21 protein-coding genes and 1 other RNA gene are annotated in these 24329 nt (G+C 41.3%); 1 reads left to right on the top strand and 21 read right to left on the bottom strand.

The window, feature by feature from the left end; genetic code table 11:
- Positions 1-543 precede the first annotated feature (543 nt).
- The 5 genes from M3079_RS08375 to M3079_RS08355 all read right to left on the bottom strand — a co-directional run bounded on the left by M3079_RS08375 (position 544) and on the right by M3079_RS08355 (position 5138).
- Positions 544-1968: an NCS2 family permease gene (locus M3079_RS08375; RefSeq protein ID WP_349293367.1), complete on the bottom strand. Its 1425-nt coding sequence runs from the start codon at positions 1966-1968 to the stop codon at positions 544-546.
- A gap of 46 nt (positions 1969-2014) precedes the next feature.
- Entirely contained in the window at positions 2015-3430 is a 1416-nt protein-coding gene (gene hydG / locus M3079_RS08370) for a [FeFe] hydrogenase H-cluster radical SAM maturase HydG (protein WP_249078661.1), read from the bottom strand.
- A 79-nt stretch (positions 3431-3509) separates the two neighbouring features.
- Entirely contained in the window at positions 3510-3761 is a 252-nt protein-coding gene (locus M3079_RS08365) for a TM1266 family iron-only hydrogenase system putative regulator (RefSeq protein WP_021715213.1), read from the bottom strand.
- 15 nt (positions 3762-3776) lie between these two features.
- Positions 3777-4265, bottom strand: a complete 489-nt coding sequence (locus M3079_RS08360) for a hypothetical protein (RefSeq protein WP_249078660.1) — start codon at positions 4263-4265, stop codon at positions 3777-3779.
- 6 nt (positions 4266-4271) lie between these two features.
- A complete protein-coding gene (locus M3079_RS08355) occupies positions 4272-5138 on the bottom strand; it encodes an aminotransferase class IV (protein ID WP_249078658.1) in 867 nt (288 codons plus the stop codon).
- A 184-nt stretch (positions 5139-5322) separates the two neighbouring features.
- Between M3079_RS08355 and M3079_RS08350 the strand changes: the two genes are divergently transcribed.
- A complete protein-coding gene (locus M3079_RS08350; protein ID WP_249078656.1) occupies positions 5323-7638 on the top strand; it encodes a cation:proton antiporter in 2316 nt (771 codons plus the stop codon).
- 69 nt (positions 7639-7707) lie between these two features.
- On the opposite strand, the gene M3079_RS08345 is transcribed toward M3079_RS08350, so the two are convergent.
- The 16 genes from M3079_RS08345 to M3079_RS08270 form a co-directional block, all read right to left on the bottom strand.
- Entirely contained in the window at positions 7708-8118 is a 411-nt protein-coding gene (locus tag M3079_RS08345) for a hypothetical protein (protein ID WP_249078654.1), read from the bottom strand.
- 11 nt (positions 8119-8129) lie between these two features.
- Entirely contained in the window at positions 8130-9689 is a 1560-nt protein-coding gene (locus tag M3079_RS08340; protein ID WP_249078653.1) for a hypothetical protein, read from the bottom strand.
- 117 nt (positions 9690-9806) lie between these two features.
- Positions 9807-10730 (bottom strand): UDP-N-acetylmuramate dehydrogenase, encoded by a 924-nt coding sequence (murB, locus tag M3079_RS08335; RefSeq protein WP_349293377.1) that lies wholly within the window; start codon positions 10728-10730, stop codon positions 9807-9809.
- Positions 10717-11055, bottom strand: a complete 339-nt coding sequence (locus M3079_RS08330; protein WP_021715206.1) for a YlbF family regulator — start codon at positions 11053-11055, stop codon at positions 10717-10719. Before M3079_RS08330 ends, murB begins: the two co-directional genes overlap by 14 nt.
- Positions 11056-11128: 73 nt before the next feature.
- Positions 11129-12166 carry a M15 family metallopeptidase gene (locus M3079_RS08325; RefSeq protein ID WP_249078650.1) on the bottom strand — a complete coding sequence of 346 codons (1038 nt, stop codon included), beginning with the start codon at positions 12164-12166 and terminating at the stop codon, positions 11129-11131.
- Positions 12163-12942 carry a carbon-nitrogen family hydrolase gene (locus M3079_RS08320; protein WP_249078648.1) on the bottom strand — a complete coding sequence of 260 codons (780 nt, stop codon included), beginning with the start codon at positions 12940-12942 and terminating at the stop codon, positions 12163-12165. The genes M3079_RS08325 and M3079_RS08320 overlap by 4 nt, the downstream gene beginning before the upstream one ends.
- A 14-nt stretch (positions 12943-12956) precedes the next feature.
- Entirely contained in the window at positions 12957-14492 is a 1536-nt protein-coding gene (locus M3079_RS08315; RefSeq protein WP_249078646.1) for an ATP-binding protein, read from the bottom strand.
- Entirely contained in the window at positions 14489-15196 is a 708-nt protein-coding gene (locus M3079_RS08310; protein WP_021715634.1) for a response regulator transcription factor, read from the bottom strand. The genes M3079_RS08315 and M3079_RS08310 overlap by 4 nt, the downstream gene beginning before the upstream one ends.
- A gap of 171 nt (positions 15197-15367) precedes the next feature.
- Positions 15368-16012, bottom strand: coding sequence for an NlpC/P60 family protein (locus tag M3079_RS08305; protein WP_249078644.1), 645 nt, complete (start codon positions 16010-16012; stop codon positions 15368-15370).
- Between the two features lie 94 nt (positions 16013-16106).
- Positions 16107-17036 (bottom strand): glycosyltransferase family 2 protein, encoded by a 930-nt coding sequence (locus M3079_RS08300; protein WP_249078642.1) that lies wholly within the window; start codon positions 17034-17036, stop codon positions 16107-16109.
- Positions 17037-17172: 136 nt separating this feature from the next.
- Positions 17173-17523, bottom strand: an RNA gene (gene rnpB / locus M3079_RS08295) — RNase P RNA component class A.
- Between the two features lie 2567 nt (positions 17524-20090).
- Positions 20091-21539, bottom strand: coding sequence for a DEAD/DEAH box helicase family protein (locus M3079_RS08290; protein WP_249078640.1), 1449 nt, complete (start codon positions 21537-21539; stop codon positions 20091-20093).
- A 344-nt stretch (positions 21540-21883) separates the two neighbouring features.
- Positions 21884-22138, bottom strand: coding sequence for a hypothetical protein (locus tag M3079_RS08285; RefSeq protein ID WP_249078639.1), 255 nt, complete (start codon positions 22136-22138; stop codon positions 21884-21886).
- Positions 22131-22694, bottom strand: coding sequence for a helix-turn-helix domain-containing protein (locus M3079_RS08280; RefSeq protein WP_249078637.1), 564 nt, complete (start codon positions 22692-22694; stop codon positions 22131-22133). The genes M3079_RS08285 and M3079_RS08280 overlap by 8 nt, the downstream gene beginning before the upstream one ends.
- A 402-nt stretch (positions 22695-23096) precedes the next feature.
- On the bottom strand, positions 23097-23570 hold the full coding sequence (locus tag M3079_RS08275) for a hypothetical protein (protein ID WP_249078635.1): 474 nt from the start codon (positions 23568-23570) through the stop codon (positions 23097-23099).
- A 21-nt stretch (positions 23571-23591) separates the two neighbouring features.
- Positions 23592-24326 carry a PDZ domain-containing protein gene (locus M3079_RS08270; RefSeq protein ID WP_249078633.1) on the bottom strand — a complete coding sequence of 245 codons (735 nt, stop codon included), beginning with the start codon at positions 24324-24326 and terminating at the stop codon, positions 23592-23594.
- Positions 24327-24329 lie beyond the last annotated feature (3 nt).

Raw genomic sequence — 24329 nt, 5'->3', positions numbered from 1 at the left:
TAGAAAAACACATTTTATTTTTATAAAACGCTTGGGGAAGAAATTTCTGCTTTCGGCATCTGCCCTGAGTGCGAGTCTCCTGGTTTCCTCTACCGTTGCAAACGCTTAATTACATTTTTCTTCCTGCTGCGGTTTATAAACCCCAGTGAAGGCCTGCCCCTGAGGAAACGGCAAGCCTTATTGTATAAAGTATTGAGTAAACCTGAAAAACGTTCCTGAGGAGAAGGTTTTTTGACTACCCAGTCTTTTATACAGCCTCATTATAACACGTTTGCCCCCCCTGTAAAGACCACTTTTAAAGATAAATCTGAATTTTTCGCTTTTTCACCGTCTGCGCAGCAATACCCCGAACCCCCGCCGCGCTAAGGTAGAAACTTATAAAAGGTTTCAATACGCATTTTTCAAAATGCTGCTTAACCTAAATTTTACATTACGCTCCTGCGTTTTTAACTAATCTGGCAAGGCTTTGTTCTGCTCTGTCCGCAATTTGGGCAATAAAAAAGAGCCGGAAGTTAGCCGGCCCTGCCATAACAATTTTAAGTTTTAAACGAAAATATATTTCAAAACAAACAAAAATGCCAGTATATACATAATACCGCTGATATTCTTTTTACCGGCCGCTCCGGAAAGAACATTAATAACCACATAAGAAATTATTCCAAGCGCAATGCCTTCGGAAATTGAATACATAAACGGCATGGCTATAATGGCAATAAAGCCGGGCACTGCTTCGCCCATATCGTTAAAATCAATGTTCAAAACGGTAGCCAGCATTAAAAAGCCTACAATAATAAGCGCCGGCGCTGTTGCAAAAGCCGGTATTGCCAAAAATACCGGTGCAAACAGCAAAGAGGCCAAAAAGAGTATTGCCACGGTAACAGCAGTAAGGCCTGTGCGGCCGCCAGCCATAACACCAGAAGAACTTTCAACAAAAGTTGTTACCGTAGAAGTGCCGAGCACAGCACCCGCCGATGTTGCAACAGAGTCGGCCAGCAGCGCGCCTCTGATTCTGGGCAGGCGTCCCTGTCTGTCAAGCATATTGGCTTTGGAAGCAACACCGATTAAAGTACCCAGTGTGTCAAACAAATCTACAAACATGAATGACAGCATTATGGTAACAAAATTAAAGGTAAAAATATAGCTGAAATCCATCTGCATAAAGCTCGGCATCAGGCTCGGTATATATAAGCCGTTAGAAAAATCCGGCATTACTGAAAATGCGCCTTTAGCCGGGTCAGGAATATAAATGCCTGTTACTTCCGCAATTATGCCAAGGCCCCAGGTAATAAGTATGCCCAGCAAAATTGCACCGCGCACATTTTTTATCATTAAAACAGCCGTTAAAATTACGCCTATCAGCGCCAACAGCGCACCAATACCGGTTGTATAAAACTCTCCGCTTGCAAGCGATGCTTTAAACGGATAAATGCTTACCAGCGTTGCGCCGTCCACAACGAGATGCGAGTTTTGCAGGCCGATAAAAGCAATAAACAAACCGATGCCGCCGGTAACGCCATATTTAAGCGAAAACGGAATGCAGTTAAAAATTGCTTCGCGCACTTTTGTAAGTGACAGAATGAAAAACAAAATGCCTTCAACAAATACGGCCGCCAGTGCAACCTGCCATGAATATCCCATTTGCCCTACGACAGTATAGGCAAAAAATGCGTTCAGGCCCATGCCGGGCGCCAGCGCAAACGGATAATTGGCAAAAAACGCCATAAACAGCGTGCCAATGCAGGAGGCAATGGCAGTTGCCGTAAATACGGCGCCGGAATCCATACCGGATGCGGATAAAATAGCGGGGTTTACAGCCAGAATATAAGCCATAGTCATAAAAGTTGTAATCCCGGCCATCATTTCCGTTTTGGCATTGGTACCGTTTTCTTTAAGTTTGAACAGATTTTCCAGCAAAATATCAACGCCTTTCAAAAATAATGAGCCGCTTGTAAAAAGCGGCTTAAACATTAAATACACATATAAATTTTATTCGATATGATTATAAATGTCAATTTTAAATTCTGAAGTCGCGTTCGCCTTCTTCAATATCTTTCAAATGGCGTTCTACAAGTTCGCGCACTTTTTCGTTGGGAATATTATAAATTTCCTTGGCAATAAGTTCGTCACCCAGTTCTTTTACATGCGGAGAAGCGTAATCTACCAGATATTCTTTTAAGGTCATCAGCGCATTGGGATGGCAGCAGTTTTGAATCTGCCCGCTCTTGCAGAGGCTCATAAAGCGGTCGCCGGTACGCCCTGCGCGGTAGCAGGCAGTGCAGAAGCTCGGAATATAGCCAAGTTCCATCAGCCAGCCTACAACTTCATCCAGTGTACGGTTATCGCTTACATCAAACTGGGCAGAGTTATTTTCTTTTTCCGGTTCGGCATAGCCGCCGACGCTGGTGCGGGAACCGCCGCTGATTTGCGAAATGCCGAGGTGCAGCACTCTTTCGCGGGCGCGCTGGCTTTCACGGGTTGATACAATCATGCCGGTATAAGGCACGCTGATGCGGATGCAGGCAACAAGTTTTTCAAAAATATCGTCGCTGATGCTGTTATCGAAAGCAGACGGGTCAATATCATCTGCCGGGCAGATGCGCGGAACGCTGATAGTATGCGGTCCAACGCCGTGAACGGCTTCCAGATGTTCTGCGTGCATTAAAAGCCCTGCAAATTCATAGCGGTAAAGTTCAAGCCCGAACAATACGCCGAGGCCAACATCGTCTATGCCGCCTTCCATTGCCCTGTCCATTGCTTCGGTATGGTAGGCATAATTGCTTTTCGGTCCGTAGGGATGCAGTTTTTCATAACTTTCTTTATGATAGGTTTCCTGAAAAAGAATATAGGTGCCGATACCGGCTTCTTTTAATTTGCGGTAATTTTCAACCGTAGTTGCGGCAATATTAACGTTCACCCTGCGGATTGCGCCGTTTTTATGTTTAATGCTGTAAATTGTTTTAATTGATTCAAGAATATATTCAATAGGGTTATTAACCGGGTCTTCACCGGCTTCCAGTGCCAGGCGTTTATGCCCCATATCCTGCAAAGCAATAACTTCGGCACGGATTTCATCCTGCGTAAGCTTTTTGCGGGCAATGTGTTTATTTACGCTGTGATACGGGCAGTACACACAGCCGTTAATGCAGTAATTGGAAAGATAGAGCGGTGCAAACATAACAATGCGGTTGCCGTAAAAATCTTTTTTTATCTGTTCTGCCAGCGCAAAAATTTCCGCGTTTTTGTCCTCCAGTTCGCAGTCCAGCAGTACCGCTGCTTCACGGTGGCTTAAGCCTTTGCGCAGTTTTGCCTTTTCAATAATCTCGGAAATAAGGGCAGCGTTGTTTTTATTGGCTGCGGCATATTCCAATGTTGCCATAATCTCGTTATGGTCAATAAATTCTTCGGCCTTCATTGATTTTGCATCATACATTTAATTTTCCTCCTTAAAGGTCAGGACGAACCTTCCCTGTCAGTATTTCTCCTATAAAAAAGCCCTAAGGCATTAAGGACTAAGCCTGTTTTCCGGCATAAAGCGCTTTGGCCGTAACTCCCGGCAGCATGCCGATTTTTCCTGCAAGCGCGCTGATAATGTTCTGCGGCGCATCAAGAACTATACTGATAATATGCAGATTTTTCTCGCGGTAGGGCAGCCCCATGCGCCCGATAATATAACTGCCGTAATTATGCAAAATAGCATTCAGTTCTTCAACAGCGGCAGTGTTTTCTACAATAATGCCCAAAAGTACCACTCTTGTATCCATAACAATGCCCCCATATTAAAAGTTTGTGGTGCGTTTTGTAATTAACCGTGCCAGTAATATGCCGCAAATACCTGTTACCATCTGCGGCCAGCCCATCATAAAGCCAATGGCAAATACCATTTTTTCAGGCAGCGCCAGCACTTTTAAAAGCACAAGGCTTGACGTAAACATGCAGATTGTTTTGGCAAGCGGCGCCAGCATAAGCCCGCGGTGCCACGCCCAATGGCAGATAAGCACAAACACGGCGTTGCCGCCGATAACTACCGGTATTAAAAGCGGTATTGGCAGCTGCCCCTGCAAATATGCAAAAAACGGAAGCAGCACAACTGCCAGCAGCGCCGGTTTTAAACCAGCAAGGCGCACTGTAACGGCAAGCATCATATTAACAAGCGTGCCTATAAAAAACATGCTTGCCATTGGCGGCAGCGGTATAAAAAGGCGCAGCGACTGCAAAACAACCGTCAGAGCAATAAGCATTGCCCCGCGCACTAAAGTTTTATCCATAATTTATTACCTTGCCGGGCATTCTTTGGCAACAAAATTTTTATAAGCCTCTAAAAGCTGCGGCACTACTTTGCCAACTTCGCCGCCGTTCAGCAGTTTGCGGTCTATTTTAACCACGGGCACAATTTCGCAGCGCGGCCCGCAGATAAAGGCTTCTTCTGCTTTTAACGCAAAATCCATGTCAAAATTTTTCTCTACAACCGGCATGCCCAAATCAAGCGCCAGGCGTTCTTTAATTACTTTGCGCGTAATATTTTTATGAATGTTTTCGTTTTCCGGAGCCGTCCACAAAACTTCATCTTTTACAAGCATAAAGCTGCTTTCGGTGGTTTCGGTAATTTTTCCGTCGCGCACAAACAAAGCGTCAAACGCGCCGCTGATGGCGGCTTTCTGGCGTGCCATTACTTCCGGCAGGCGGTTTAAGGTATTAACGTCGCAATGCTGCCAGCGCAGGTCTTTTTCGGTAATGAGCTTTACACCCTTCTGCTGTGCCTCCATAAGCTGAGAGCGGTCTGTAAAAACAGGCTGCATTACAAGCTGCGGCACGCTCATTTCCGGAAAAGCCAGCCCGAACGGGGCACTGCCGCGTGTAACCTGCGTATAAATTTCGCCGTTTTCCATACCGGTGGCTTTTATTAACGCTTCATGAAACTCAACAAGTTCTTCTACCATATAAACGGCAGGTATTTTTAAACGCGTTACGGAAGTAAAAAGGTTTTCCATGTGCGGAATCATGCCAAAAACCTTGCCGTTATAAACCGGCACAATTTCAAAAACACCGTCGCCAAACTGATGCCCGCGGTCGCAGTATTCAATAAGCCCTTCTTTACGGTCAACTATATCGCCGTTAATCAAAATCAAATCTGTATTCATGCTTTGCCTCCGTATTTTCAAATATTTTGCAAACAGTATGCCTTGTTAAAAAGCACTGTGTCATTGTATAATAATATAGCGGCGTTTTTTACTGCCGCTTATAAACATTAAACCTATTTTATTATACAACATTTCTTTTTATTTGTCGCTTATCTTATTTTACAAAAGTAAGGAGGAACCTTAGATGGCGCATTTACCACCAATCGTTTCCGACCTCGCTATGATTTTGCTGGTAGCAGGTATTACTACCATTCTTTTTAAAAAGCTCAATCAACCGCTTGTACTCGGATACATCGTTGCCGGTTTTATTACTGGCCCGCATTTTTCCTTTTTCCCGACGGTTACGGATTTTAACAACATCCACACCTGGTCGGAAATAGGCATTATCTTTTTAATGTTTTCGCTTGGGCTGGAATTCAGCTTCAACAAGCTGAAACAAGTTGGCAATACCGCCTTTATTGCAACCATAGTTGAAATTGCCGGCCTGCTTTCACTTGGCTACGGCGCAGGCACGCTTATGGGCTGGAGCCACATGAACAGCCTGTTTTTGGGCGGCATGCTTTCCATGTCATCCACAACCATCATTATAAAAGCCTTTGAAGATTTAAAAATGAAGGGCAAACGCTTTACCGAAATGGTTTTTGGCATATTAATTGTAGAAGACATTGCCGGTATTATCATGATGGTTCTGCTTTCCACGCTTGCTGCCTCCGCAGGCATTTCCGGCACGGAGCTTTTGGCCAGCGTTATGCGCCTGCTGTTCTTTCTGGTATTGTGGTTTGTGCTTGGCATATACCTTGTTCCTACCTTTTATAAACGCTCGCTGAAACTGATGAACAACGAAACAATGCTTGTTACCTCCATCGGCCTTTGCCTCGGCATGGTTGTTCTGGCAACGCATCTCGGTTTTTCCGCCGCGCTTGGCGCTTTTATAATGGGTTCGCTTATTGCCGAAGCTCCGAACTCCGAAAAAATCGAGCACCTTTTCACCCCTGTAAAAGATATTTTCGGCGCAGTATTTTTCGTTTCCGTAGGCATGCTGGTAGACCCGGCACTGCTTGTGGAATACTGGCTCCCCATTATCGTGCTTATTATCGTTACCATTGCCGGCAAACTTATTTTTTCCGCCGGCGGCGTGCTGCTTTCCGGGCAAAACCTGCAAACTTCAATTTTATGCGGTTTCAGCCTGGCGCAGATTGGTGAATTTTCCTTTATTATTGCTTCTTTGGGCATGAGCCTCGGCGTTATCAGCGATTTTATTTATCCTATCATCGTTGCCGTATCTGTTATGACGACTTTTACCACGCCGTTCTGCATTATGGCTGCCGACCCGGCTTATAAAATTATCCGCCGCCTGCTGCCGCAGCGTGTTAACGACTGGCTTGACCGTTACACTGAAAAAAATATCAGCACCAGAGCCACCACGGACTGGAGCAATTTTTTGCGGGAATATTTTACGCGCATGCTTATTTTTACAACACTGCTGACGGCGATAGCGCTGTTTGCGGAATATTATTTAAGCGGTTACCTGCGCGATATTTTAAAACTGCCTTATGCAGATATTATTACCGCCGTGCTTACCTTCATTATAGCGGCACCGTTTTTGCGTGCTATCCTTGTTAACCGCACCAGGCGCTCGGAACTGTTTTCCGTACTGTGGTTTGAAAAACGCAGCAACCATATTCCGCTTATGGTGCTCATTCTATTAAAAATTATTGCCGCCGCAGGCTTTATCTTCTTTGTATTCGCCTGGATTTTAAACCTCTCTGAATTTTTTGCCGCCGCCGCGACTTTAATTACGGCTTACTTTATTTCTTCTTCCGACTGGCTGATGGGCGAATACCTGCGTATGGAATCGCGCTTTTTGGTTAACCTTAACGAGCGCCATATGTTAAAACACCGCCAGGCTTTAAAAGAATCGGGCGAGCACACACCTTATGGCTGGTTTGACGAAGATTTGCAGTTAGCCCACTACAAAGTGGAAGAAGGTTCCGTTACTGCCGGGCAAACCTTGCTGAACCTCGCCCTGCGCGAATCTTACGGCTGTAATGTTTTGCAGGCCGATACCGGCAGGCAGATTCACGATATGCCGGGCGGCAGCTTTACCATCACCGCCGGAACAAAGCTTTTAATTATCGGCACCAAAGCGCATTTTAAACTTTTAAATGCCGCCATAAAAAATAAAAATCTTGGCCTTACTATGCTCGATTCTCCAGTAAGCATGCGCCAGTTTATGCTTGTTAACGAAGCTGAAGGCCGCCACGATATTGCATTCATGCCCTGCGCCATTACGGTTGACAAACATTCACCGCTGCTTGGCAAGTCTATAAAATCTACCGATATCCGCAATAAATGGCACTGCCTTGTAATTGGGCTTGAACGCGGCAGCTACACCATAGTAAACCCCAATATTTCGCTTGTGTTCGAAAAAGGCGATTTATTATGGGTTCTTGGCAAACAAAAAATGATTAACCAGCTTGTCCGCGACGAAATTTTGTAAAACTTACGCGCAAAATAAAAACTGCACTTCTTTCCGTTTTATACGGATTGAAGCGCAGTTTTTTTGTTATCATCCTAAAAAGCTGCTGATGAAATAATAAATCAGGCCAATGCCTGCTATTATAACAAACAGCGGCATAAAGAAAATAAACAAACCAATCAGTACGCAGATAACCAGCAAAGCGGTAAGCAGCCCACCGCCGCAGCCAAGGTTTTTAACGTAAATTTTAGGGCCTCTGCCGCTGCGCGCACCGCTGTATTCTTCGCTGTGGTATTCATAAGTCTGCCTGTATTCGGGGCTTCTTGTGCCATTATTTCCGGCAGCATTTTCTTCATAACCGCTTTCGTCAATGGTTACGCCTTCAAACTCATCACGCTCGCGCGGATTGAGTATCGTTGCTTCCTGCTCGAATCTGTAATGGCAATATGGGCATTCTTCTGTGCCTTTAGGCACTTCCCTGCCGCAAAAATTACATTTCATAAAGTTCTCCTTTACATGTAAGCACTCATGAGCATTGCCAAAATGCCTTCTTCGTTGCTGTAACGCGGGTCATGCTTCTCTATTTGCAGCACTTCGCATATCGTTTCGGAAGCCTTTTGCATAGCAGCCACTTCCGTTCCGCAAAAACCGGCAATGCGTTCATCAAAGAAAGTATAGGCACCGTTAAGTTTTACAAATGTATAAATTATGCCTGCTGCCCATACCGTTTCGCTGTAAGCAGCCAAATCTGCACCCGCAGCCTGCAAATCGCACCACATCTGCGTTGCCAGCCGCACATCCGCAAGTGCAAAGTAATTTTTCAGCATAATATTTTTTAAAATACCGGCAACCAGTGTTTCATCACTGTAAGGCGCTGCCGCAAATGCGGTATGTTCAGTATAGTTGTTAAAGTTTTTATGCGCAATGCCTGCCGCATATAAAAACAGCATATTGCGCAGCACCATGGGATAATATTCGCTGAACCACTGCCAATCCGGTTCTTTCTGCTGTACGCTTACCCATTTATAAGCGCGTTTTAAAGTATCGCGCAGGCATAAAGCGTTTATGTTGTCTATCTTGTAGCCGCGCATATTTTCGGTAAGCATATTATCGTTGTAAAACAAATGCCCGATAAACAGCATATCATTTGTATCAATATCTTCGGTTAACGGCAAATTAAGCTGATAAGTTTCGTTTGTAAGAAAATCACGGCATAAATACATGCCTTCTTCGCCAAAACCTTCCACGGTAAACAGCACCAGGCGCGCAGAAATAATTTCCTTTAAAATATCGCTGTTGCGCTTGGCAAAGCCTGCATCGTAGTAACGGCTGTCACTGCTGCATACAGTTTCATAAAAATATTCCAGCGGGTGCATATCGCGCAGCATCAAACGGTAATCAAGCAAAAAATAATCCCAAAATGAATTAAAGGCTTCCTGCCTGCTTTTTGCCGACTCGTTAATGGCATTGCCAAAAATTCCATGATACAGCACGGAAGCGCGTTCCAAATCAACACTGAACCTGCTTTCAGTAAAAAATTCATGCATCGCCGCATAAATTTCCTGCATCCGTTCATTTACGTTTAAAAATATTTTATTGGAAGCATCCGGCACCGTAAACAGGCGGCGGTCTTTATTTTCATCAGTAAAACTGCCGTCCGGATTCACAATATTCATTTTTCCGCCTGCCAGCAGTTTTTCTTCCGCTTCAAGCGGAGCACCGGCGTCAGAAATTACATTTTTCTTCTGCAAATAGGCGTACAGCCTCACGCAGGTATCCAGAAAATATTTTGTATGCTCATAATCGGCGTCAAACTCGGATACGTTGCGGCCGCACCAGGCAATGCAGTCCACAAAATCATCCGCGCTCATATCGCCAAGCATAAGTTCCGTATTACCAAGGTAAAGGCACAGCATTGTCAGCTGGTCCCATATATCATACAATTCTTCCGGCGTTTTTCCATGCCATGCTTCTATACGCAGAAAGCCCTCGGCGTATTCCCGACGGAGCAGAAAATTCCAGCCCGGGTCATGCCCGTAAAAATCTTCCACTAAATCGTAAACATTATCCATACTTTATAAAATACCTCTTTCTGTGATAGCTTATTATAACATATACAAGCGGGCAACTACAATAACACTGCCCTGTATAAAAAAGAACGGCTTTGCAGCCGCTCTTTGAAAAATTTTTTATTCTTCGCCGATAACCAGCACTTCCGGATGAAGTTCCACACCGGCTTTTTCCATAATTACTCTGCGCACGTCCGCTATCAGCTGCAAGACATCTGCCGCCGTGGCGTTGCCGCAGTTTACAACAAAACCTGCATGCTTGGGCGAAACCTGCGCGCCGCCAACCTTATAGCCTTTCAATCCGGCTTCTTCAATAAGCGTTCCGGCAAAATATCCCGGCGGACGCTTAAACATACTGCCGGCACTTGGCATTTCCAGCGGCTGCTTGCTGATGCGCCTGCTGCTGAAATCGTCCATCATGGCTTTAATGGCGTCTTTGTCGCCGGGCTGCATATTAAGGCAAACTTCGGTAATAATATAGCCGCTTTCCTGCAAACTTGTTTTACGGTAGCCAAACTGCAAATCCGCAGCGGTAAGCACAAACTCCCTGCCGTCCATATCCATAACGGCTACGCTTTCCACAACGCCTTTCATTTCACCGTTATACGCACCGGCATTCATGTACACCGCGCCGCCAATGCTTCCCGGAATGCCCACAGCAAATTCCATGCCGCTTAAACCACATTCCCACGCTTTTCGTGATGCCAAAGCCAGCGAATAACCGGAACCGAAGAACAGCCTGTTGCCTTCTCGGCGGAAACTTTTAAGTGCATTGCCAAGCTGAATAACCAGCCCGCGGATACCTTTGTCGCGCACAAGCACATTGGAGCCGTTGCCGAGAATGGTTACCGGCACTTCGTAATCTTTGGCAGCTGCAAGGGCAAAAGCAAGCCCCTCCGAATTTTCCGGCTGCACAAGAACATCTGCCGGGCCGCCGATTTTAAACGAAGTATGCCTGCTCATTGGTTCACTGCAATAAACCCTGCCGGGCATTTTTTCTTTTAAAACTTCTGCTAACAGATTAACGGAATTATTCACCGACAGCTTCCTTTACAACGTCATTAATCGTTTTGGTAATATCGGCCATCATCATCTGGAAGCGCATAAACGCGTGCAGATATTCCATAGCTGTCGGGTTAAGGCTCAGCAAAGAAGAAAGTTTCTGCAGCTTTTCTTCTTTTTCTTTGTCCACTTCCTGTTTCTGATATTTGGCAAGTTCAATTTCAGAGCTTAATTTAATAAAATCATTGGCAAGTTCTTCAGCCTGAGCATCTTTTTTAAGAACAACTCTTGCTTCCTGTAATTTTTTAAATTCATGGCTTTCTTTTAATGCTTTAGCCAGTTCGTTAGCGCAATCATAAACGTTCATTATATGTCACCTCATAATTAATTATGTTTTTTCGTAAATATTATAACACATTTACAGATACTGTAAATGCCTGTTACTGCGGTTTTACATTCAAATGTGCAAATCCTTTGATATCGCCGTAATCAAAGTGCCACCATTCCGTTTCGCTTGCCGTAAAGCCTGCCATCTGCATGGCGCTGCGCAGCAAATCACGGCGGTAGCGTTCAAGCGTTGTGCCGCCTGCAAAAGATGCGTACTGACGCACGGAGGGTTCATCAAATCCGCTGATCATACCGGCATTTTCACCGGTTGCAAGCAAATACAGGCTTACATCAATGCTGCGCCCGGTATTATGGCTGAAACCAGCCTCCGGCGCAGGCAGCATGGATTTTTTATCTGTCGGCAGTGCGTCATAGGCAAGTTTGGAAACCGACCACGGACGGTAAGCCTCCCATACCAGAATACCGTAACCATAGGGTTTTAAATATTGCTGTGCCTGCGCCAGTGCCTGTGCAGCGTCTGCATCCAAAAACGCGCGCTGGTCATCGGTAAGCACCTGGCCAAAACAGTTATCTGCCTGCGCATAACGCAAGTCAAATTTAAGCCCCGGTACTGCCTGTGCCAAATCAACAAGCTGTGCCTGCTGCCCGGCGCCAAGCTGCGCCGGCATTACGGCAGTGGCTGCCGCAGTTTTTAATGCCTGCCAGTCACTTGCAGGTGCAAAGCGGAACGGTCTGCCGTTTTCACCGGCAAAAAAGCGGCGACTGTAACGGTTGCCGCCAACACTGCAGCTTACACCGTAGCCTTCGCGGCTGCGTTCAATACGTACTGCGGCATCCAAATGATTTAGCGGCCCGCTTTCATTTATGGTATACGAATCGAAATGTTCCTTATAAAGCGGGTAAACATTACTGCCGGCAAAAGTATAATCCTTCTGCCCAAAACGGTAAACCAGCTCAACTTCTCCGTTATTTTCGCGCAGCAAAAACATTTCGCCGTTGCCGTAATACATTCCCAAAATATATTTTAAATCTTTCGGGCAGTCTTTAGGTTCAAAAGCAGGCGCTGCCCAGCCATGCCCGGCCGCAAAAAAGCACAGGCACAGCAGCATGCTCAAAATTCTGTACTTCATTTTATCAGCTCCGGCCTAACATCTTTCAAAACATTCATATATTCATTGGCTTTATCAACCTGCGCCAGGTCAATATCGCAGTAAATAATTTCTTCTTCTTCGCCGCCAACGGCAAGCACTTTGCCGAACGGGTCTATTACCGAAGAATGTCCGTAAAATTTCTGGTCATGAAATTTACCGGCGCAATTTACGCCGACAATAAAGGTATGGTTCTCCAGTGCCCTTGCACGCAGGAACAAATCCCAGATAGCGCCGCGTATTTTCGGCCATTCTGCCGGAACAAAAATTATTTTTGCGCCCTGCATGGCCATATGGCGGTATAATTCCGGGAAGCGCAAATCATAGCAAATTGTTGAAGCGCAGGTTACGCCTTCCAGTTCATACGCGCTGAAATCACTGCCCGGCTTAAAGAAACGCTGTTCATTAAACATGCTGAACAAATGCAGTTTGCTGTAACAGAAAACAATCTCTCCGTTTTTATCTATAACAACGGTAGTGTTATAAACATTGCCGTCGCCCTTGCGCAGAGGAATTGAACCTGCAACAACGGCGCAGCTGTTTGCGGCAGCAATGCGCCTGATTTCTTCAATTACCGGCCCGTTCAGATATTCCGCCTCTTTGCTTAAATGCCCCAGCGAATAACCTGTTGTCCATATTTCCGGCAGCACGGCAATATCAGCCTGCGGCGCGGCCTGCTTTAACAAATGGCAGGCTTTTTCCACATTGCCTGCTTTATTTTTCTCCAGAACTTCCATCTGCAATAATGCAAGTTTCAATTTTACCCCTCCAATCACTCCGAAATAACTTTATCTTTAGGGAATGTAATTTCAAAACGCGTGCCTTCGCCAAGTTTGCTGAATACCTGCACTTTGGCGCCGTGCATACGGATAATTTCCCTGGCAATGGCAAGGCCAAGCCCTGTACCGGGCACATTGCGCGAATGTGATTTATCAACTTTGTAAAAGCGTTCCCAGATAAAGGGTAAATCTTCTTCCGGTATGCCCGGACCCTGGTCTGAAATGGTCATTTTCACGCTGCCATCCTGCTGCATTTCTGTTACAAACGTAACAGTGCCGTTTTCCGGTGTATATTTTAATGCGTTGTCGCCGATAATCAGCACAAGCTGCACCATCTGGTCGCCCTGGCCCATAATTTGTATTTTTTCATCAACATGCACCAGCAGCTTAACGTTTCTTTCAACAGCGTTCACCATGAGTTTTTCCGCTACATTGCGCACAATGGCACCCAAAGGCAGCGGCTGCATTTTGGCAGGCGCAAGTTCATCGGCAGCCTGCATGCGGCTGATATCCAGCAGTTCCCTTATCATGCGCTCCAGACGCATTGTTTCTTCGTTAATCAAAAGGCGGTAACGCTGAATCATATCCTTGTCGGTAACAGTGCCGTCGCTTATCGCCTCGTTATAGCCGCGGATGATGGTCAGCGGCGTGCGCAGTTCGTGCGATACATTGGCAACAAAGTCGCGGCGGATTTTTTCGGCGCGTTCCGTTTTGGCAACAAACGCACTCAAATCGTTGCCGAGGGCATTAAGCGCCTTGCCGAGCTGCGCCACTTCATCCTGCCCGTGCACGTTAACCTTGCGTGTATAGTCACCGGCAGCAATGGCCATGGCGCTGTCTTTCATGGAAACCAGCGGCTTGATGATGGTTCTGGCCAGGCTGCGCACCATGAACATACTTAAAATAAGTGCCAAAATAGCAACGATAGAAGTATATATGTAAATGTCACGCAAAAAGCTGTCAAACCCGCTTAAAGGCTGCGCCAGCAAAATTGCCCCGCGCGCCTGCCCGGGCTTGCCGTAAGGAACGCCTACCAGCATTACCTGTTCTTTGTAATACGGATGGTAGATTTGCGACTGAACGGATTTACCGCTGTATACATCTTTTAAAATGGTTATTACTTTGGTATCCAACTTGCCGCTTTTTATTTCCCTGGCAATTTCTGCAACAGAGCCTTCCAGCATGGTTAAATCCTTAATGCCGGGGCGTGTGCCGTCCTGTTTATAATCTGTATTGATGTTGGATGCAGCCAGAAGCTCAAACTTATCGTCAAACAGCCATATTCTGGCGCCAACAAGCCTGTCTACGGCAAACACATAACGGTTCAGCATTTCCATGCTGTTGGAAAATCCCATAAAATATTCTACCGTAGCGGCCATTTCATTGCCTTTTTCTGCCAGCTCCTGCTCGTTGGTTTTAAAAAAATAATCGGCGATAAGATAGGAAATACCTGCCGTAACGCCGACTACTATAACCATTATCAGAGCCATGAAGCTGTACATCAGCCTTGTACTCAGAGATTTATTCATTTTTTATCTTTAACCTCAAATTTGTAACCTACGCCCCAAATGGTTGTAATATCCCAATCGGAATCGGAAGGAATATTAAGTTTTTGCCTGATACGTTTAATATGCGTATCAACCGTGCGTGTATCGCCGTAATAGGAATAGCCCCAAATTGTTTCCAGAAGCTGGTTGCGCGAAAAAGCCTTGCCGGGATTGGATGCCAGACACCACAAGAGTTCCATTTCTTTCGCGGTAAAGGTCATTTTTTTACCGAAAGCAATAACCTGATATTTTTCCATATCGATGCTGAGCCCGCGGTATTCAATATGCGAACGTCCGCCTGCTTCATCTTTCTTTACAGCAGAGCTTCTGCGTAAAACGGCTTTAACCCTTGCAATAACTTCGCGGTTATTAAACGGTTTGGTAATATAATCGTCCGCACCTATTTCAAGGCCTAAAATGCGGTCGTCATCATCATCTTTAGCAGTCAGCATAATAATAGGAATATCGCTCATTTTGCGTACCTGTTTGCAAACTTCCAGTCCGTCCAGCACAGGCATCATAATATCAAGAATGATAATATCCGGTTTTTCCGACTGAACCTTTAAAATGGCTTCTGCACCATCGGCAGCTTCTATTACATCAAAGCCTTCTTTTTCGCAGTAAATTTTTAATATTTCCCTAATCGGCGCTTCGTCATCAGCAATCAAAACTTTTTGTTTATCCATCTTTACCACCGCCATTAACTGTTATTAGCATTATTATACAATAAATCGCGCTGTTTGGGTATTTTTGCAATATGCTTTCACAAAAATATTACAAAACAGAGATATAATCACGCTGATAAAAAAAATAAACTACCAACAAAGCACTGCTTTATTGATAGTTTATTAATGTTTTTAAATAACGCGGCATGCGCCATAATAGCGTGCGCCCCAATAGCCGGTAAATGCGGAGGACACCGTTACGCCAGTACTGGAACCCGCATGGATGAATTGTCCGTTGCCAAGATAAATACCGCAGTGCGACGGGCCGGGCTCATAAGTGCTGAAGAAGATTAAATCTCCCGGACGCAGCTGGCTGGCACTAATCTGGCGTCCGCTGTACATCTGCACATCAGCAGTACGCGGAAGGCTGATGCCTGCACGCGCGAAAGCATACTGGGTAAAACCGGAGCAGTCGAAGCCATATACACTCGTTCCGCCAAAAACATAAGGCGTACCAATTACACCATAGGCAGCACGAATAATGTTTCTTACAGTAGCACTCCTGCCGGAACGGTTAGGAGGCATAGGTTTCTGCATCAAAGCCGTATAGGTAGCTTCACCGATTATTCCGTCAACTTCTAACTGTTGATCCGCCTGGAAGCGTTTGACAGCGGCTTCCGTTTCAGAACCGAAATCACCGTCAAGCAATTTGATTTCATACTTCAATTCAACCAAGCGTTTTTGAATAGCCAGGACTTCCGGACCATTATCCCCGTATTCAAACGAGGCTAATGCGGTTGCCATGTTTGCTAAACAGAATACACATGTCAATGCCAAACAAAGGAACCCTTTTTTTATCACCCGCATCACTTCCTTGTGCTTTTATAAACAACTAAATTATAGCACAAAATGCCGCTTTTGTAAACCAGAACTACCGTTTGCCAAGGTGTCTGCCTACTATATACAGTGGTCTTTGCTTTACTTCCTCAAAAATGCGGCCTATATACTCGCCCAAAATGCCTATGCCTACAAGCTGAATGCCGCCAAGAAAGAGTACGCTGGCCGTCATTGTTGCCCAGCCGGGCACTGCGTCATCTGCAACATATTTTACATAAAGAACGTGTAAAATTACCAGAAAACTCATTAAACCGAACACAATGCCGATATAAAACGCCCAGCGCAGCGGCAGATTGGAAAATGAAGTAATGCCGTCCAGAGCAAAATGCAGCATTTTGCGCAGATTGTATTTGGAATGTCCGGCAAAACGCGGCGGAGCGGTAAATTCAAAAGTTGCCACTTTAAAGCCCAGCGTATTAACCAGGCCGCGGATAAAACGGGCACGTTCGCGGTAATGCCTGAACGCCTCCACAGCAACTTTGTCCATCAGGCGGAAATCGCTGCCGCCGGGTGTAATTTCCACTTTGGACATGGAATTAATAATTTTATAATAAGCCTTTGACGTAATGTTTTTAAAAAAAGAGGCGTCTTCCGTTGCCGTGCGCACCGTCTGCACAATCTGAAAACCATCCTCCCACAGCTTTAAAAGTTCCGGCACAAGTTCGGGCGGATGCTGCAAATCACCGTCCATGGTAATAACAGCGTCGCCGCAGGCATTATCAAGCCCGCAGGTCAGCGCAAGCTGGTGCCCGTAATTGCGCGAAAGGAAATACACCTGCACATGTTCATCTTTTTCAGCCAGTTCGGCTAATATTAAATGGCTGCTGTCGCTTGAGCCATCATCAACAAAAATTAAATCGTAATCATAGGGCAGGGCTTCCATAACTTTGCCCAGCCTTTTATGAAACTCATGTAAATTTTCTTCTTCATTATATACAGGAACAACAAATGAAATCCGTTTCACTGTCAAGACCCAACCTTTAGCCAATAGTTTTTTACATTAATTTTAATTTCTTATATATTATAACATCTTATTTTGAATTTCTGCTGAAAATTTGCAAAAAATAAGGCCGGCATTTCTGCCAGCCTTTTAATTTCTTAATACGAGTGCTCAATAAGCCGGGTTCTGTTCCGCAAAGCGGCAGCAATCATTTATCTAGGCCGGCAATTACTTGCAGGCTCAAGCGACACAACCCGGAAGGATCAGCGGGCCGCTTCATCCCTTCCCTATTTGGTCTTGCTCCGAATGGGGTTTACCTAGCCGGCCGGTTACCCGTCCGCTGGTGCGCTCTTACCGCACCGTTCCACCCTTACCTGCCGAAGCAGGCGGTACACATTTCTGTGGCACTATCCCTGAGGTCACCCTCGCCGGACGTTATCCGGCATTCTGCCCTGTGGAGCCCGGACTTTCCTCTTACGGCAAAGCCGTCAGCGATTGCTTTTCACACTCATACTGTCAGTACTTTAGCACAAAGCCTGTAATTAGTCAAGGGTTAAAATGTGGGCTTGCTGTCTGCGTTTCAAGCATTTCAACCTCATATCATACAAGCAATGTTTACGTTAACAAGTACAACATAAAGCCATCTGTAATTTTAATTCTACTGACGCAAAAGAAAACTTTCCTCGCCATTTACATAGTATAACATAGTAGCTTTCCTTTTGTCTATGAATAAAAAGAAAAAATTTTTTTAGTTATATTTTTTGCCACATAATAATTACCACAAGAAGGCTCACAAAATCTATATCCGCTTTTACAGATAATGAGCCGCCCTTTGGTTTAAATAAACTTACCCCTGTATACCTTACAGTAACCATATAAAAGAAACAGCCAATATATAAGAAGCTGTAATGCGCCAAAGCAATAAAAAAAGACTACCACAACACGAGCACCACAGCGCAGCAGTACCCCTATATAGCAGCCCTTACGTTGTATGCGTACAGCACACAGTTATTTTATTATATTCACTGTATAATTATTATAATAAGAACATATATTCGCTGTAACCCTGTATGATAGGTTAGCTAATACTAACATTTTAGATGATGTACTAATATTACAGTATCAATGTATAGTACGAATAAGACAAAAGAATCTTTATACACTATTGCTGTATAAACAAACCATAATATAAATTGTAGTGTCCGATAACCACCCTTATGGTAAATCTTATTTAATTTTAATTTATTACAATATTGAGTGTAAAAAATCTTTATCTTTCTTTTATTGTAATTTAAAGTGGCTTTTATGTCAATGTAGAATAGACTTGCTAAAAATGTAGCTGAATGTAAATATATCAATGTAATAACTACCGCCGCCAATACTCGCCGCTGTAATGCGTCAAAGAAACAAAGCCCCTATACCCTTATATTTAAAAAGCTGCTGTTTATAAGTGTTTTTAATACCAAAGTGTAACATTATTGTTAAGACCGTGTTAAACCTTCAAAGCCAGACCACAAGCGGAGTTTGAGCATTTTCCGCCTGTTTTTTTATACTCGTTGGCATTGGACGAGAAGTGCTTTGTTGTAAATAATTCAGCCAGATAAGCCACAAAGCCAGTATTCAAGCCAGTTTTAAGCATTTTTTTATAATCTAAATATCAGCTTTTCATCATTAAAAACAAGTAAATTTTATAACCATGTTAATATATCTGCCGTTAAAAACCGTAATAATATATACCAAAATATAAAAATCAGTAATAACATAGCAAGGTTATAACACATCTTACTCAAAAATAGTTCTGCTAATCAGCAAATAATAATCTGTATACTATCTATCGTTCATGATTCAGAAAATCCAAAGCTATCACATGAATATAATATAAACTACTATCACTATAAATTTATAGCCAACTATTCAACCGATAAATAGTTTATATATTACCATCTCTATACATAACAACGTACAAACTTCATAAATACTAATGTTGTACGTAATCCAATGTATATAAACCAAGGTAAATCTATAATATCTATAATTTAAAACTAAACAGAATAGAAGTTATATTCGTTCTATTACCTGCCGAAGAATAATACATTTTAAACCAGTAAGTACGAATTGCGAAGTTTTCACCAAGTAACTATTAAACAACCCAAAGACCGTGAAAATTGAGCAATTCTATTAAGCTGGTAATTAATAGAGCTCCCTACGATGGCAGCTAACCGAAGGTTCGTGTAAAGCTAATAAATAAAAGAACTCTTTTGCTCCGGTCGTATTCAGCAACACTACGATAATAGCTATATATAGACGTGACAACGTCTACACGGTCTATTAATATTGAATCGCTCAAAAGCTGTAAAACGGTATTGCCAACAAACCCAAATCAGATTGAATTGCCCAAGAAAACAAGACAGTGTATGCGGATTCCTCTTTTTAGACCGTGGCAACATTGTTGCCTTGTATATGAGCAAAAACCTTGTAAGTGTATGAGTATGCCAGTCTAAGCGTACACTGTCGCTGTTTGATTGGTAGTGTGTCGAGTGTAAGCGAGACCGAAGTGATACTAAGTATCACGAGAACGGTGCAATTCGTAATGGTTTACCAGTACCAATATATACCAAGATAATTACGGTTAGTAATAGTTCTTCAAGTTGCGCTTACCATTCGTGTCATAATACCGTGATAGTAGTAGTCTTGCTATTAGTTATACCAGTGTAATTTACCACGTAATTTGTATATACTTACAACTTTTGACACTCTGGTAATCGCTATGTTCTTCGGATAAATCTCTCGAACATAAATACTTATGTTTGTAAAGAAAAAGTACTACCGAGATAAGTCAGTAGTACTCATGGAAAGTGTAGTTTATTGGTTATTTTGTATTGTTGGTTAGTAATGTAATCGAAGGTAGTACGTTATAATTTAGAGTTAGGATTTATGCTTTGTATATAACGTTAATGCTTATATATAAATTTCTTTTAAAGGATAGTGCTGAAAAGTAGCATAAATACTAAGTCTATACATAATTTTGAGGAAATAACATTAGTAAAATCCTCAACAGAGTTGCGAAAATAAAATAAATTAAGCAGCTACCTTTTCCGTTAAATATTGTTCATCTTTACCTTCTTTAAGCCAAGCTGCAAACAGTTCTCGCATTCGTCTGTTAGGAACGAATACATTAATTGGTTTATTACTATCCACATTTCGTATATCTGTTCTAAATACAAATTGCAGTAATTCCGATAAAGCAAATAATTTATCGTCAAAATTAAGCCCTTTGGAATTTAACAACCCTTGCAACATTACATTGGGATAACGATTACATAAATAAATTGCTACACTCGAATCTTTATATTCATTAGTAGCTTTAGTATTACAAGGAACAAATCTACTCTTGGAAAAACTTTTATTGGCTTTAGATATATAAAGTTCATAACCAGAAAATGTCGTCCAAATATAATCTTTACTTTTAAAACTTTTTTTACCAAAAATGTAACGTAAATAATTATAAGAACATTTGCCAATATAATCTAAATTTTCTTTATTGCCATTTTGAAAATACCAATTTTTAGAAAGTCCAAAATTAAAATTATATTTACCTTGATGTAGTATTATTCTGTTCAAACCTTTTGGATATTCAAATTTATAACCTTCTTTAAACTTATTATCTTCTACATGGTAATATTCAACATCAGATATATTATTTAATGCAAAATAACTATCTACAATACTGCCTTTTAATTGATAACTTAGAATCCATACACTATTAAAAGAATTAAAAACTTTAGGCTTTGTAAATGCAATTAAGCAGGCTGGAAATGATTTGTCAAATTTGTTAACACCATAGTAATATAAATCAGCAACGGAACAAAGTTCTTTTAACGGCTCATATATCATTTTCTTTTCGCAATTATAAAAACTTTGAGTGTTCCAAATAAATTTATCTTCTTTTTTTAATAAAATACCATTTTTTACTAAATACAATAAATCTGCCTGTCCGATATTATCAAGCACGCAATTACCGAAATCACCGCCCCTATCTCCACCAATAATGCCTTGAAAAAATTGCGGCTGTTCATCATGAAATAAATCATAGTTATATTTACCATTTGTCAATAAATCAATAACTTCACTATCGAAAGTATTAAAAAGAGCATGAGTTATTACAATATTTTCTCCCTTTTCTATCAACATTTTAAGATGGTCAAGTTTTATACCCGTTTTTGGGGTTTTAAGTTTTGTGTTTTTCAAAAATCGGTCTACCTGCTCTATATATGGAACACAAACCATTACTCTTTCTATACTATCGTTACTATAGTACTTTTCTGTATAGTTAATATGGTTTATTGTAGCAGTAGTTTTACCACTTCCCATTGGCGAATCAACAAGTCTAAATCTTGTTATAAAAATTACCTCTTTTCCTTGATTTTTGTTAACGATAAAATAACTCTCTGTCAGTAAACAGAGAGTCGCCCTAAACGAAAAATAAATTTTATGCTTGTTTTCCTGCTGAATGTTTTGGTCAGACATTAACTAATGTGTTCACAGCATTTGCTGTCAATATTAATTACCAAAATATCATTTAGGTAAAAATTTTCAGCTTCTTTTATTTATTCTCTTATTTACAAACAAACATTAATGATTATATAAAACGACGAATTTTAGCGCAGATTTAAAAATATACGCTTTAAAACTCCCATTATAAGCGGTTCTGCGAAGATTAGAAAAATAATACCGTAAAAAAGTGTAAAATAATTAAAAATGGTATACAAATATATACCTTAATTTTAATTTTACAAATTTTAACCTATTTAAATTAATAATTATAGTTATTTTCTTTTATATAATCTTCTCAAAACAAAAGCTCCATACTGTCAAGTATAAGAGTGGTATTTTATGCGCAAATTAGAAAAATCTATATCATCTTCTGTAATATTAAAACCACGCTCTCTCATACCTCTCACAATTTGTCTGATTTCACTGGTATAAATTACTGCTTTGCCATTTAAAATATTATATATATGTGTTCTGCTCATCTGCACATAATATCGAATATCAGCAATAGTAAGAATATGTTTGCCATCTATTAAAAGTTCGGTCAACTCTTTAAGCGTATACAGCTTACGCACATTCCATCACTTCACTTTCCTCAGTAATAACTTTAAATAATTCTTCAGGCTTATCCGGCAAAATGGTCTTAGAAGTAAATTTATATTTTGTATATCCATCGTCTATAACTTCATCAATATAGCCACATTCAAGTAATTTTTTCATATATCTATTGACCTGAGACTTTGTATAATTCATTCTGCGAAAATCATTCGCTATGTCGTCAATAGTTAAATATTTACCTCTAAGTTTAATATAATTTTCTTTCCCTTTTGCAAAAGACAGTAAGGATAAGACGAAATCATATAATTCTGCCGGTAATATTCCAACAGATTCTTCATTAATTAAACGTCTTTGACATTGAAAACGCTTATGTGGAAATAAATTTACATAAACTTTGTGTCCCACTCTAACTGCAATATAACGTGGTAAATACAGCTCTCTCGGCAATCCTTTCTTTATAATCTTTTCAATGCCATCATAAGTACTATAATTAAGTATAAAAAAACAGTCCTTTCTTTTAAGATTTAATAAAACAAAAATAACCCTCTGTCTAATAACAGAGAGTTGCCCCAAGAATAGAACAACTTTTTTTGCTTGTTTCCTTCTGAATTTTCAGTTAGACATTAGCTAATCCGCTCACAACTAATTTATCACAGCTAACCACTGAATTTTCAACAAGGATAGTAAATTTCATCTCCTATCTTTTATTTTATATATGTATTGTACTACAAAAAGAGAATAATGTCAAGAGTTTTGAGTATGACATTTACAGCTAAAAGTATATTTGCAGTAAAATACGGCAAATGTGTAATAATTGCTATTATTTCTCATTTATTGTGTTTTTAGCACATGTGCCTATATTTTGGCACTTTCGAGCAAAAAGCATTTTTATACTTTCTATACTTTGTTACAAAATTTTATATATTTTTTGCTACCAATAAAAAAGACGCTCCGAAGAACGTCTTGGAAGATTATTTAATCCATTTTTCTTATTAGATAACTTTCTTCAAAAAATACATCTGAAATATCCTTTATTTCTTCTGGTTTCATAGCAGAAACGTCTTTGGGTTTCATTAAAAGTAAGCTAAAAGCAATACCCGGAGTACGTCTACTTTGATAACCTAAAGGACTAAGGCTTACGTTCCAACCTTGAAAGTCACAACCGTTTTCAGAACAATCACCTTTAAATGTAATACTAATGCCGTTATTGAAATCTACCTGTAAGTTTGGTTCTTTTATTGTATGGTATTTCCCCTTGTGCATAAAGGTTACAATACCAGTATCGTCAATTTCAAGGTAATTAGTAATATCTTTGCCTTTATCATTAAAATAGTAGCCACTAAACAGAGTTTGAATTTGATTTAATTCTTCTCTGTTTGGTATATGACCTGCAAAAGCCGTGCAACAAATAGATAAAGCCAGCATAACTATTAAGAAAATCCGTTTCATACAATCATCTCCTTAATTAAATTATACATTGTTATTTTGTGCAGCAATTTGAGCTTGTTTTTCTTTCTCAATAGTATATGGTGCTTTATAAAGTTTAGAAGTTATAGTATAAATATGCTCAACACCATCACGTTTGATTAAAAACTTACAAGTTGTTGGCATAAATTTTTCGTGGAATGACCCCCACAAAAAAGCTCGTTTGTTGTCTCTAACTTTTTCACCATTAACTGCTACTATAACATCACCAGCCTTTATACCTCTTTCGCCAAAGGGGGAATCAGGGTCTACTTCACCTATTACAAAACCACCGTCTTTTTTCTTATCAGTCGGTGTATAACCGAACAAATAATAATCGTTAAAGTATTGTTTTAATGCCACAAGTATGCCTTGTTCTACTGGGACATCATTTACTGGATGAACTTCACTATGTCCATTATTATAATAAAGATAAGCAACTTCATTAAGAGTTACTATAACATTATTACCATTTTCAACTAAAGTAACACTAATTTTATTCTGCTGAGTTGCCACTTGCATACCAAAAATATTATTTCTTGCCTGCGAGCCAACAAAAGTAGCACCATAATCATTAACACTTTCAAGCATATAATTGAAACCGCTTCTGCTTGCATAAAGCATAATATAATCCATAACTTGTTTTTTGGTTACATTATTTATTTCTATGTTAGAAACAGCAAAACAACTTGGAATAAAACTTAAAACCATTATTATTGTTAATATAAATTTTTTATACATGTA

The organism is Phascolarctobacterium sp. ET69, from assembly GCF_023336935.1.
Lineage (GTDB): Bacteria > Bacillota > Negativicutes > Acidaminococcales > Acidaminococcaceae > Fusicatenibacter_A > Fusicatenibacter_A intestinipullorum.
The sequence above is the reverse complement of the archived record's forward strand: the minus strand, read 5'-3'. Positions and strand labels throughout refer to the sequence as shown.